The 12,446-nt window shown below is 60.0% G+C and carries 13 protein-coding genes; 9 read left to right on the top strand and 4 right to left on the bottom strand.

The window, feature by feature from the left end; all coding sequences use genetic code 11:
- Positions 1 to 82 precede the first annotated feature (82 nt).
- Positions 83 to 559: a transcription elongation factor GreA gene (gene greA / locus FB009_RS15525; protein ID WP_003529568.1), complete on the top strand. Its 477-nt coding sequence runs from the start codon at positions 83 to 85 to the stop codon at positions 557 to 559.
- A gap of 85 nt (positions 560 to 644) precedes the next feature.
- The gene (locus tag FB009_RS15530) at positions 645 to 1,700 is read left to right on the top strand and encodes a glycosyltransferase family 4 protein (RefSeq protein ID WP_011975415.1); all 1,056 of its coding nucleotides are present in this window, start codon (positions 645 to 647) and stop codon (positions 1,698 to 1,700) included.
- A gap of 29 nt (positions 1,701 to 1,729) precedes the next feature.
- Here the strand turns inward: FB009_RS15530 and FB009_RS15535 are convergent, their stop codons facing one another.
- From FB009_RS15535 to FB009_RS15550, 4 genes are all read right to left on the bottom strand, one after another.
- Positions 1,730 to 2,752 (bottom strand): glycosyltransferase, encoded by a 1,023-nt coding sequence (locus tag FB009_RS15535; RefSeq protein ID WP_011975414.1) that lies wholly within the window; start codon positions 2,750 to 2,752, stop codon positions 1,730 to 1,732.
- Positions 2,749 to 3,780: a glycosyltransferase gene (locus FB009_RS15540; protein WP_011975413.1), complete on the bottom strand. Its 1,032-nt coding sequence runs from the start codon at positions 3,778 to 3,780 to the stop codon at positions 2,749 to 2,751. The genes FB009_RS15535 and FB009_RS15540 overlap by 4 nt, the downstream gene beginning before the upstream one ends.
- A gap of 18 nt (positions 3,781 to 3,798) precedes the next feature.
- A complete protein-coding gene (locus tag FB009_RS15545; protein ID WP_011975412.1) occupies positions 3,799 to 4,611 on the bottom strand; it encodes a glycosyltransferase family 2 protein in 813 nt (270 codons plus the stop codon).
- A 97-nt stretch (positions 4,612 to 4,708) separates the two neighbouring features.
- Positions 4,709 to 5,179, bottom strand: a complete 471-nt coding sequence (locus FB009_RS15550; protein ID WP_011975411.1) for an Lrp/AsnC family transcriptional regulator — start codon at positions 5,177 to 5,179, stop codon at positions 4,709 to 4,711.
- 438 nt (positions 5,180 to 5,617) lie between these two features.
- On the opposite strand from FB009_RS15550, the gene trxB reads away from it, so the two are divergent.
- The 7 genes from trxB to FB009_RS15585 all read left to right on the top strand — a co-directional run bounded on the left by trxB (position 5,618) and on the right by FB009_RS15585 (position 12,301).
- Positions 5,618 to 6,592, top strand: coding sequence for a thioredoxin-disulfide reductase (gene trxB, locus FB009_RS15555; protein ID WP_011975410.1), 975 nt, complete (start codon positions 5,618 to 5,620; stop codon positions 6,590 to 6,592).
- A 231-nt stretch (positions 6,593 to 6,823) separates the two neighbouring features.
- Entirely contained in the window at positions 6,824 to 7,720 is an 897-nt protein-coding gene (locus tag FB009_RS15560; protein ID WP_011975409.1) for a LysR family transcriptional regulator VtlR, read from the top strand.
- A gap of 638 nt (positions 7,721 to 8,358) precedes the next feature.
- Positions 8,359 to 8,649 carry an ArsR/SmtB family transcription factor gene (locus tag FB009_RS15565; RefSeq protein ID WP_011975408.1) on the top strand — a complete coding sequence of 97 codons (291 nt, stop codon included), beginning with the start codon at positions 8,359 to 8,361 and terminating at the stop codon, positions 8,647 to 8,649.
- A 50-nt stretch (positions 8,650 to 8,699) separates the two neighbouring features.
- Positions 8,700 to 9,821, top strand: coding sequence for an alkene reductase (locus FB009_RS15570; protein WP_011975407.1), 1,122 nt, complete (start codon positions 8,700 to 8,702; stop codon positions 9,819 to 9,821).
- A gap of 81 nt (positions 9,822 to 9,902) precedes the next feature.
- Entirely contained in the window at positions 9,903 to 10,697 is a 795-nt protein-coding gene (locus FB009_RS15575) for an aminoglycoside phosphotransferase family protein (protein ID WP_028054097.1), read from the top strand.
- Between the two features lie 35 nt (positions 10,698 to 10,732).
- Positions 10,733 to 11,242, top strand: a complete 510-nt coding sequence (locus FB009_RS15580) for a GNAT family N-acetyltransferase (RefSeq protein WP_011975405.1) — start codon at positions 10,733 to 10,735, stop codon at positions 11,240 to 11,242.
- A gap of 45 nt (positions 11,243 to 11,287) precedes the next feature.
- Positions 11,288 to 12,301, top strand: coding sequence for a transglycosylase SLT domain-containing protein (locus FB009_RS15585; RefSeq protein WP_018010997.1), 1,014 nt, complete (start codon positions 11,288 to 11,290; stop codon positions 12,299 to 12,301).
- Positions 12,302 to 12,446 lie beyond the last annotated feature (145 nt).

Genomic DNA, 12,446 nt, shown 5'->3' on the forward strand with positions numbered 1-12,446 from the left:
GGTGCTTGCGCTCCGGAGGCCGTTTTCTTTTGCGCTGGCGCTGCCGAAAGGCGGCGCCGCGTGCTTGATGAAGGATAATGAAATGGTCGACAAAGTGCCCATGACACAGGGTGGATTCGTCAATCTGCAGGAGGAGCTGCGTTGGCGCCAGCAGGAAGAACGCCCGCGCATCATCGAGGCGATCGCCGAGGCCCGCGCCCATGGTGACTTGTCGGAGAACGCCGAATATCATGCGGCCAAGGAAGCGCAGAGCCATAACGAGGGCAGGATCTCCGAACTCGAGGACCTGATCGCGCGCGCCGAAGTCATCGATCTTTCGAAAATGTCCGGATCGAAGATCAAGTTCGGCGCCAGGGTGAAGCTCGTCGACGAGGATACGGAAGAAGAAAAGACCTACCAGATCGTCGGCGATCAAGAGGCAGACGTCAAACAGGGACGCATTTCCATCTCTTCTCCGATCGCCCGCGCGTTGATCGGCAAGGAAGTCGGCGATTCGATCGAAGTCAATGCTCCTGGTGGTTCCAAGGCGTATGAGATTCTCGCCGTCCAATGGGGCTGACCTGCTTTTCGGGGGTGCGCCGGTCCCGCCGCGCTGCCCCTCCTCCCCTAAGGTTGATGGTCGCAGGCGCAAGGAGCGCGCACAGGTGGTGGATATCCGCGACGTCGAGGTGATCGCGCCGAACTTCAAGCGGCGCCTTTCCGGCGTTACCTCGTCAATCATCCAGCTGGTGCCTGTGCAGCGTGCCCTTGGGCAGAAGATCGCGGTTCTCGGGCCTGGACTTCCAAAGAGCTTGCCGTCGGTTCGCTTTCGCGATCTGATCCGCCTCTGGAAGAGGCCGCCGGGACGGCGGTGCCGAGTCTGGCATGCGCGCCGCAATGTCGAGATGCTGCCGGCCGTTCTCCTCCGCGACCTGCTGCGGATGAAGATCAGGATCGTCTTTACCTCCGCTTCGCAGCGCCGGCATACCGGATGGAGCAAGTTCCTTATCGGCCGCATGGACGCGGTTATCGCCACCAGTGCCAGGACGGCCGCCTATCTCGAAGTGCCGAACACCGTTATCCTGCATGGAATTGATACGCAGCGCTTTCAACCGCCTTTCGACAAGGCGGAGGCGAAGCAGGCGCTCGGCCTCGATCCTGCGAAGAAATTCGTCGGATGCTTCGGGCGCGTACGCCGCCAGAAAGGAACAGACCTGTTCGTCGACAGCATGATCGCCCTCCTGCCCGGCCGTCCGGGCTGGGGTGCAATCGTTGCCGGCCGTGCCACCGGTCCCCACGCGGCCTTCGAAACCGAACTGAAGGAACGCGTCGCAAAGGCCGGACTCGCCGACCGAATCCTCTTTGTCGGCGAGCATACGAATATTCCCGATTGGTACCGCGCTCTCGACCTCTTCATCGCACCGCAGCGATGGGAAGGCTTCGGCCTCACGCCGCTGGAAGCCATGGCGACCGGGGTGCCGGTGGTGGCAACCGATGTCGGCGCCTTTTCGGAACTCGTAACAGTCGGGAACGAAGAAACCGGCCTCATCGTTGCAGCCGACGATCTCACCGCAATGGTCGGCGCGGCAGCCGCCTACATGGACGACCTGCCGCGGCTTGCGGCCGCCGGCGCCAATGGTCTTGCGCGGACGGCAAAGAACTTCGCCATCGAAGGGGAAGCACGCGCGATCGGCGCGGTTTACGACAGTCTTACGCGCTGATCCGAAGCAATCCCAGGAAATGGATTGGCCTACGTCTTCGAAGCAAAGAGCCGCAGATAGGCGTCGGTGATTGCTTCCTTCGAAAACTGGCGGATGAGCGTCTCGTGTCCACGCTCGGCAAGGCGCGTGCCGAGTGTGGGGTCGGCGACGATCTGCCCGATGGCGTGTGCAAAGCCCTCCGCATCGCCGATCTCGACCATCACGCCGTTTTCGCCGTCGCGCATGAACCATTTCGGCCCCTCGGATCGGGTCGATACGACGGGCGTCCCCTGTGCCCAGGACTCGAGGATAACATTGCCAAGCGGTTCGTGACTGGACGACATCGCAAAAATATCGGCGGCAGCGAGATAGGGCCTCGTATCTTTCTGCCAGCCGGCGAAGCGAACCCGGTCGGATACGCCGAGGTCAGACGAGAGCTTGTGCAGATTGTCGCCCTCCTCACCGTCGCCGAGCAGCCAAAGATAGACGCCCGGCAGTCTGGCCACCGCTTCGATCAGCGTATGGAACCCCTTGCGTTCGACGAAACGTCCCATGGACATCACGACGGGCGCATCGGCCGGCGTGTCCAGTTTCGCCCGGTCTACCGCCTCGACACGCCCGGTCGCGGTGAAATTGGAGATGACCCTGACTTCCCTCGTCCAGCCGAGATCACGCACGCGCTCGGCAATGCCCGGTGTATTGCAGACGATACAGTCCGTGTTTCGGAAGTAACTGAGGCGAGTCGGGTAATCGCCGAGACGCGAGATCTTGAATGCGCCTCTATAGTTTGGCATCAGCTCGCTTGCCCGCGGCGCCCAGGCCATCAGGACATCGGGCTTCTCGCGCCGCGCCATATGCTTCACCTTCAAGGGCAGAAGAATTCGATCGAGTGAGAGATTGCGGAAATGGCTTTCCCTGATCTTCGCGACGCCTTCGATGTCGCGCCGCCAGCTGCGTCCAGGACGGATGGTTGCTGTCTGCTCCACTCCACGTTCCGCAAGCGCATTGACGAGATGCACGAAGAACCGTTCGGCACCGCCATCCTTGCCGAAATGAAAATGGCTGACCTTCATCGCCGTGCGACGCTCCTGGCGAAAAGATCGAGATAAGCGTCGGTGATTGCCTTTTCGGAAAAGCGCGCCCGCAGGGTTTCGCGGCCGGCGGCGCTTAGTCGCTCGCGAAGCGCAGGATCATCGCGCAGCCGGCGGATGGCCTCGGCAAGCCCTCTGTCGTCACCGCAATCGACCATGAGAGCATCACCATCATGCGTCATAACCCAGGACGGGCCCTCCGCGCGTGCGGCTATCGTGGGTTTTCCGGCGCCCCATCCTTCGAAGCAGACATTGCCGAGAGGCTCATGCGATGAATTGATGACGAAGGCGTCGCCGGCCGACAGAAAACCATAGGCGTTTGTCTGCCAACCGGTGAAGCGGACGCGATCGCGAAGCCCGAGTTCGTCTGTGAGCCGTTCGAGCTGTTCTCTATCCGGACCGTCCCCGACGAGCCACAGATAGGTGTTCTCCACTTGTTTCACTGCTCGGATAAGCCCGTCGAAGCCCTTTCGCTTCACGAAGCGTCCCATTCCGACCACGACGAAGGCATCCTCCGGCGTCTGCAAATCGGCCCGCGCAACGGGCGGGACAGGCTCTGCGCGGGTGAAATTAGCGATCACCTCGATGTCGCGGTTCCAGCCAAAATCGCGAACCTTGGCGGCAATATCAGGCGTGATGCAAACGAGGGTCTCGACATTGGTGTAGTAACCGAGATGTTCGGGATAATCTCCCAGCCGAGATATGCGATAGGCCTTGGCATGGGCCGGCATGAACCGGCTGGCCCGCAACTGCCACGCCATTATGATGTCCGGTTTGAACTCGCGAAGAACCTGGTTCAACCTCCATTTCAAAAGGAAACGAGACAGCGAAATGCGCCGGAAAACGCCTTCATAGATCGTCGCGCTCTTTTCTATGTCCCTGCGCCAGCTGCGGTCCGGCCGGATCAGCGCCCGTTGTTCGACGCCCCTCTCATGCAGTGCATTGACGAGATTGACGAAGAAGCGCTCAGCTCCGCCTTCCTTGCCGAAGTGAATATGCATAATTTTCATGCTGAATCCTTTGATCGATCAGCGCGAAAGCGCGTCGTCGACATTCGGGCGCGCCTCCAGGGCGTGCCGCTGATAGATCTTCGCTGCCGTCAGAAAGGCATAGACCGCTCCGGTCATAGCTTCGATGAAGCCTGACAGACCGCAGCGCCAGAGACCGTTGCGGAAATAGAGCCTCAGAAAGTAGATCGGCGGGGCGAAGACGAGTTTGTAGAACCGTGGTCGCTTGCCGGATTCGACCTGCTGGTCCGCTTTCAACGTCGAATATTTGTTTTCCTTCAGGATCTGTTCGTCCATGACCAGCGGACGGAAATGAAGGAGGCTGCCGGTGCGCGCTTTGCCGACGTTTCCATCGGGCACGATGCCTTCATGGACTTTCTGGCTAAGATCGTAGCCCCCCCTGCCACGCCGGATCAGCCGCAAATTCCGCCGCTCCCGCACGTTTTCGGGGGTATAGCCATAGCCGATCAGATAGGGGCGACGCGCCACGCGCCAGCCGACGATCTCGTCTGATGTTGCGAGCAGTTCGGGCAGCAGATTTCGCAGCGCCCCGTCCAGCCTCTCGTCCGCATCGATATTGAAGCACCAGGGCTCACTGCACTGCTCGAGCGCGAACTGCTTCTGTCCGGCATAACCGCGCCAGGGCTCGTGCATGAAACGAATCGGCCAACCCGCGTCGATATAAGACTGCACCAAGGCGGCAGTGCCGTCCGTCGATCCGGAATCGACGATCACGATTTCGGCGCATTGTTCGAGGCTCTCGATGCAGTTGCCGAGATAGGCCTCTTCGTTCAGGCAGATGATGAAGGCTGAAAGCGGAAGCTTAGCTGTCATAGGGCCGTCCCGCATTCGCTCTCGTCCTGGAAGCCGGTCGAAACGGCAGTCCGCAAGACCTTGGCTTGTGGTGCCGGGTGGGAACCCGCTCTGCACCTCAGATTTCTACCTGACATGCGTCCTTCACTTGCCGGATCGTCAGCATCGTCCGCACCGTATCGACATTCTCGGTGGCGGTCAGTTCTTCAATAACGAAATCCTGAAAGCTCGCAAGGTTCTCGGCCACGCACTGCAGCAGAAAGTCCGACTCTCCGGACACCATCCAGGCCTCGCGAACAAGCGGCCATGAGGCGGTGCGGGCGGCAAAGGCCTTCAGATTGGCGTCGGACTGGTGCTTCAGACCGACCATGCAGAAGGCAACGAGATCATATCCAAGCGCGGCGGCATTCAGAAGCGCGCGATAGCCCCGGATGACGCCGGCCTCCTCGAGCTTGCGAACCCGGCGCAGGCAGGGAGGTGCCGAAATCCCCACCCTCTCGGCCAGTTCCACATTCGTCATACGGCCGTTATCCTGCAGTTCGCGCAGTATTTTCATATCGATGGCATCGAGCTCGACGCGTACGACCATTGCCCATATCCCCAATCATGTCGGCCTTGCTTGCGGCAAAGGCCTTTTGTCCGCCGATCGATGGACGACGGTACGATACCGTAGCGCCGATCCCTTCGCGCCGAAGGCGCCGCGTCAGCGGCGCCTGATCCGGGCGCTGTCTCCTTCCCTTGGGTAGCACGTAATCGAATACCGAAACGAGAGCGCTCGCATCTGCATGCACAAAATCCTTGTGCCGTCCCGCGCGGTCGCGTCTTATGGCGGTTGGGCGGTTCAAAACCGATGCAAATATGCCCGATCTGGTGTCAAATCGACGCTGCCCACGCAACCACTTGTGTGTATCAGATCGCGCGCCCTTGAAAGTGCGCGTTGTGAATACCTAAAGTAAGGCAATATTTGCATGATTGGATTGCACCGGACGAGGCTGCCCGGCCAACCCGGCGGACGAAGGACAAAAGCATGACTGCGCGCCACACGAAAGTGCTGATTATCGGTTCCGGCCCTGCCGGTTATACCGCCGCCATCTACACGGCGCGGGCCATGCTTTCGCCGGTGCTTATCGCCGGCATGGAACAAGGCGGCCAGCTGATGATCACCACCGACGTGGAGAATTATCCCGGCTATGCCGATCCGGTCCAAGGCCCCTGGATGATGGAGCAGATGCTGAAACAGGCGATCCATGTCGGCACGGAGATCGTCAACGATCTCGTAACCGACGTCGACCTCTCCGTCCGCCCCTTCCGCATAAGAACGGATAGCGGCACGGATTGGACGGCAGACGCGTTGATCATAGCCACCGGCGCCAAAGCGAAGTGGCTCGGCATCGAAACGGAACCGACCTTCATGGGTTTCGGCGTATCCGCCTGTGCCACCTGCGACGGGTTTTTCTACCGCAACAAGGATGTCATCGTCGTGGGCGGAGGCAACTCGGCGGTGGAGGAAGCACTGTATCTCTCCAACCTGGCCAAGACGGTGACCGTGGTTCACCGGCGCGACGCTTTTCGCGCGGAGAAGATTTTGCAGGAGCGCCTGTTCTCGAAGCCGAACGTCAAGGTGATCTGGGATCACGAGGTTCTGGAATATCTCGGGACGCCGGCAAAGCCCCCGATGCCGGCCTCGGTAAACGGTGTAAAGCTTCGTAACACCAAGACCGGCGAAACATCGGAAATGGTCATCGACGGGGTTTTCGTGGCGATCGGTCATGCGCCCGCCGTCGAGCTCTTCAAGGGTAAACTTCGCCAGAAGCCCAACGGCTATCTCTGGACCGCGCCGGATTCGACGGCGACCGATGTGCCCGGCGTCTTCGCCGCCGGCGACGTCACCGACGATATCTATCGTCAGGCCGTTACAGCGGCCGGCATGGGTTGCATGGCGGCGCTTGAAGCGGAGAAATATCTGGCGGGTCATATGCCCGTCGCAATCGCAGCCGAATAGAAGTTGCGAATCAGAGCGCGCGCCAGGATTGGGGGCGTGGGCTCTGCTGGGCGCGGGATGAGGAAAGTATGGGCGGTCTTTCCGCCCGCATCCCGCCCTGACCAATTAGAAACGATCGCGTTCATGATTTGGGTCTCCGACCTAAATCGACGTGATCCAGGGAACAGATGCATCGGTCGTCTCCGGAGAAACCTGGCAGCTCTCTCCGGCCGAGCCTTTATGGGGGACTCTATGTCGCTGGACTGGGACAAACTTCGCATTTTTCATGCGGCGGCTGAAGCTGGCTCGTTCACGCACGCGGCAGACAAACTCCATCTATCACAGTCGGCAATCAGCCGTCAGGTCAGTTCGCTCGAGCAGGACGTCGGCATCAAGCTCTTCCATCGGCATGCCCGCGGCCTGATCCTCACTGAACAGGGTGAAATGCTTTATCGCACGGCTCACGACGTGCTGATGAAGCTCGAAAGCGTCAAGGCCCAGCTCAGCGAAACGACCGACAAGCCGAGCGGCAAGTTGCGCATCACGACCACCGTCGGGCTCGGCCAGGGCTGGCTGACCGACAAGATCCAGGAATTCATGTCCTTGTACCCGGAGATCCAGGTGCAGCTCATCCTCGACAATGAAGAGCTGGACGTGAACATGCGTCATGCGGACTGCGCCATAAGGCTGCGGCAGCCGCAGCAATCGGATCTCATCCAGCGCAAGCTCTTTACCGTGCACATGCACGTCTATGCCGCACCGTCCTACATCAACAAGTTCGGCGAGCCGCAATCTCTTGACGATCTCGACAATCACCGGATCATCACCTTCGGCGAACCGGCGCCGAACTACCTGCTCGATGTGAACTGGCTTGAGATTGCCGGACGCGACTCGGATAATCCGCGCATATCGCACCTGCAGATCAACAGCCAGACGTCGATCAAGCGGGCCTGCCTGCTCGGCATCGGTATCGCGATGCTTCCGGATTACATCGTCGGCCGCGATCCGGGCCTCATTCAACTGCCGATCAGCGCCGACATTCCATCCTTCGATACCTATTTCTGCTACCCGGACGAGCTGAAGAACGCGGCGAAGCTGAAAGTCTTCCGCGACTACATCGTTTCCAAAGCGAGAAACTGGAACTTTTGACGGTTTGGCAATTGCCCGAATTTCGGGCAATTGCCATAATCCGCGCTAACGCGCTGTTACGACTGTATTATTTTCCAGGATGATCGATTCTGTCGAGAGCTTTGATTGTCGAGAGCCGCAAAAACAGGCAGGGATGCGCAAACGGCATGGCTGTCATGCATATTAAATGATTGCCGGCAGCCCAAAAAAACAGCATACCGAACTCAGCTGATGCATCTTGGTGGCTTCTCCTCCCAGTGCCACCGCAGCAGCTGTTCCCCTCTGGAGGTTTAAATTACCTTCACAACTATAAGGGCCCAAGTTCTTCTTGTGGCCCTCTTTTTTTCCTTGTGAATGCCTCACATCCCTCAGTTGATAAAATATTGGAGGCGGCTATTGAAAGCGACCACGGCCCTGCCCATATCAGTTTCAGCTGGTGCATATAGCGGCTTTCTCCTCCCCAGCCGCTGCAGCAGCTGTTCCCCTCTGGAGGTTTGAAACCTTCACAACTGAAAGGGCCCAAGTTTTCTTGTGGCCCTCTTTTTTTGCACGTTTTTCCCGGCCTCCGTGGTGGTCCATGCTGCAATCACAGCGTTGTGACTTTTCATATCGGAATTTACCGATATATATTTCGATTAAACCAAATATACCGAAATACGATGGATAGAGATGAAATTCTAAAAGCGCTGGCGCATCCGACGCGCGTGGAGATTCTAACCTGGCTGAAGGAGCCGCAGGCTCATTTCTCGGGCCAGGAGCATCCGTTCGACATGGGCGTGTGTGCCGGGCAGTTCGAGAGGTGCGGCCTCTCGCAGTCTACGGTCTCGTCGCACCTGGCTGTGCTGCAGCGCGCTGGTCTGGTGTCGAGCCGCCGCGTCGGCCAGTGGGTCTTCTACAAGCGCAATGAGGAGACGATCGCCGAATTTCTAAAGACGATCGGCAATCTCTGATCAACCCTTTTTCCCCCCAAAGCCTCAATCCGCTACGGAAAGGACAATCCATGGCCTCTCTCTTTGACCCGATTTCGATCGGTGACATCGTACTCAAGAACCGCGTCGTAATGGCACCTCTGACCCGGAACCGTTCGCCCCAGGCCGTGCCCAATGATCTCAACGTCGCCTATTACGAGCAGCGCGCATCCGCCGGCCTGCTGATCACCGAGGCGACGGCAATAAGTCACCAGGGCCAGGGCTACGCAGACGTGCCGGGCCTCTACAAGCCGGAAGCCCTAGCCGGCTGGCGCAAGATCACCGATGCCGTTCACAAAGCCGGCGGCAGGATCGTCGTGCAGATGTGGCATGTCGGGCGGATCTCGCATGAGTCGCTTCAGCCGCAGGGCGGCAAGCCTGTTGCGCCGTCGGCCATCCGTGCCAAATCGAAGACCTATCTGATCAACCCCGATGGAACCGGGACCTTTGCCGAAACCTCCGAACCGCGAGCGCTCGAATTGGCGGAAATCCCCGGCATCGTCGAGGATTATTGCAAGGCCGCCCGCGCCGCGATCGAGGCGGGCTTCGATGGCGTCGAGATTCATGCTGCCAACGGCTATCTGATCGACCAGTTCCTGCGCTCCGGCTCAAACGAACGCACGGACGCCTATGGCGGCTCGATCGAGAACCGCGCCCGCTTCCTCTTCGAGGTCGTAGACGCCGTTACCGGGGAGATCGGCGCCGGTCGGGTGGGAATCCGCATCTCTCCCGTGACCCCTGCAAACGACGCTTTCGATCCGGATCCGCAGCCCCTCTTCACCTATGTCGTCGAAGGACTGGCTCGTTACCCGCTCGCATATGTGCACGTCATCGAAGGCGCCACGGGCGGAGCACGCGATCACCAGCAGGGCGATCGGCCCTTCGACTACGCAGCCCTGCGTAACGCCTATGCAGCAGCCGGGGGTAAGGCGGCCTGGATGACGAACAACGGTTACGATCGCGATCTGGCGCTGAGGACCGTCGAAAGCGGCGAAGCCGACCTCGTTGCATTCGGCAAACCCTTCATCGCCAACCCGGACCTCGTACGCCGGCTTAGAGACAATGTGGCCCTGAATGCACCGGATCAGGCAACCTTCTATGGCGGCGGTGCCAAAGGCTACACGGACTATCCGTCGCTCGAAAACGTCGCCTGATATCGATTGAGAGATCGCCATGAGGAAAGGGCCCGCTCAGCAGGCGGGCCCTTCACGATGCGAATCGATTATGCTGCACGGATGTTCACATCCTTCATTGATAAATGGGCTCTCGACCCCGCCGGTGAGCCCATCCTCACGCGGACGAGCCGCCTGCTGCCCGTTCGTTGGCGTGGCTTGCCGGCCATGCTCAAGGTGGCAGACGAGCCGGAGGAGATATCCGGTGGGCGGTTGATGAAATGGTGGGATGGCCACGGTGCCGCAAGGGTTTACGCCGCAACCGACAACGCGATCCTTATCGAGCGATCTGACAGCCGACGATCGCTTTTTCACATGGCGATGACCGGCAGCGACGATGCCGTGACCCGGATCATCTGCAGGACGGTTGCCTCGCTGCATGCACCACGTCCATCGCCGCCGGCGGGTTTAGCACCGCTCGAACGCTGGTTCCAGGCGCTTGCCCCCGCAGCCCGCATCCACGGGGGCGTTCTCGGGACCTGCGCGGATGCTGCGCGGTTTCTCTTTTCCGCTCCCGGTGCGCCGGTCGTCCTGCATGGCGACATTCACCACGGCAATATTCTCGATTTCGATGACCGGGGCTGGCTCGCCATCGATCCGAAAGGGCTCCTCGGCGAACGCGGTTTCGATTACGCCAATCTCTTCTGCAATCCGGAGCTTCCGCTCGGAACTTTTCCAGGGCGTCTGCATGGGCAGCTTGCGGTCGTCGCCCATGAGGCGCGCCTTGAGCCGAGGAGGCTCCTGCATTGGATAGTCGCCTATGCCGGCCTGTCCGCCGCCTGGTTTCTTGGTGACGGCGAAAACCCAGAGAGCACTTTGACCATCGCCGAGATTGCCGCCGCGGAGCTGCACGGCTAGGCGACAACGGAGAAAATCGCCGTCAGGAGGCCGATATGAAAATCAGGGACGCCATTGAGACCGACCTCCCGGCAATTTGCGCCATCTACAATGATGCCGTGGCGAATACGACGGCGATCTGGAACGAGACCCTTGTCGATGTCGCCAATCGAGCCACATGGCTTGACGCGCGCAACTCTGCCGGATTGCCCGTGCTTGTCGCGCTGTCCGGCACGGGCGAAGTTGTCGGCTATGCCTCTTTCGGCGAGTGGCGTGCCTTTGATGGCTACCGGCACACCGTGGAGCACTCGGTCTACGTCCGGTTGGACCAGCGCGGGGGCGGCATAGGCCGGGCGCTGATGCTTGAACTCATCGGCCGGGCCGAAGGGCTTGGCAAACACGTAATGATCGCGGGGATAGAATCGGGAAACCTGCCGTCGATCCGCCTCCATGAGCAATTGGGCTTTCGGCAGACCGGGCATATGAAGGAGGTGGGCACGAAGTTCGGCCGCTGGCTCGACCTTACCTTCATGCAGCTGATCCTGAGCAGCGGCTCACCTGATTGAAGCCAGAACTGACGATTTCTCGCCCGCAGCGGAAATGCTATCTATGTGCAATCGTTCGTCGCTGAGGGCCGCATGATCGGGCACGAAAACACAGGTACAATCAGCATCTGGAGCATCCGAAACAAGCGTTTGCTGCGCTTTGCCGCAACCATGTTCTCTGCCGCGGCGCTGATCTTCGCCGATCAATATCGGCTCGCCGAGGCTCGCACCGACGCGCCAGCTCCGCCGAAAAAATGCTTGTATTCGGGAGTGTCGTCAGAAAACCCATCCCTTCGTCTCTGCATCAGCCCCGATAATTTCTCTCGCGACGTCTGCACCATTATTGAACACTATGCCAAGGCGAACGACCTGCCTGCCCCTTTCTTTGCCCGGCTGATCTGGCGCGAAAGCCTTTTCCAGCCCGACGCCATCAGCCCGAAGGGCGCGGAGGGGATTGCCCAGTTCATGCCCGGGACGGCAAAGCTGCGCGGGTTGTCGGACAGTTTCAACGCTGTGGCGGCCCTCGGCAAATCGGCGGAATATTTAAGCGAGCTCAAGTCGCGTTACGGCAATCTTGGCTTTGCGGCGGCGGCCTATAATGCTGGCGAGGCCGGCCTCGAGCGCTTCCTCGAAAAAGACCGGCTGCCCTATGAAACGCGGGATTACGTGCTGGCGATCACGGCCTACTCGGTCGAGGACTGGCGCGACAATCCACCGAAATCGCTCAATATCGAACTCGACAAGGAAAAAAGCTTTCTCGACGGCTGCGTTGCACTCGCCGACACGCGGCGCCTGCGCGAGCTGGTGGTCGCCGACGAAGCCGTCTGGGCGCCCTGGGGGATTCAACTTTCGGCGCACTACCAGAAATCCGTGGCGCAACGCTTGTTCATGAATGCCGTGAAAAGATTGCCAGCGCCGATCAACAGCGAAAAGGCGGTTCTTGTTCGGGAGCGCAACGGCAGTTTCGGAGGCAGACGCCGCTACGCCGCCCGCATCGGCCGGCAGACACGTGCCGAAGCCGATCAGCTTTGCGCCGCTATCCGCAAGAGCGGCGGTGCCTGCATCGTCTTCAAGAACTGACGGGCCCGATTCCTGTGCCTTGCCTAGCGGAGGCAACCGAGAAGCGTCATAACGGCTATATCGGTTGGTTTACAAGGCTCCTCTCCCGGAAGCGCGACAGGCGCGCAGGCCCATAAAAAGAGGCCCGCCGCTGGACCAGCGGCGG

Source organism: Sinorhizobium medicae, assembly GCF_007827695.1.
In the GTDB taxonomy this organism is placed as follows: domain Bacteria; phylum Pseudomonadota; class Alphaproteobacteria; order Rhizobiales; family Rhizobiaceae; genus Sinorhizobium; species Sinorhizobium medicae.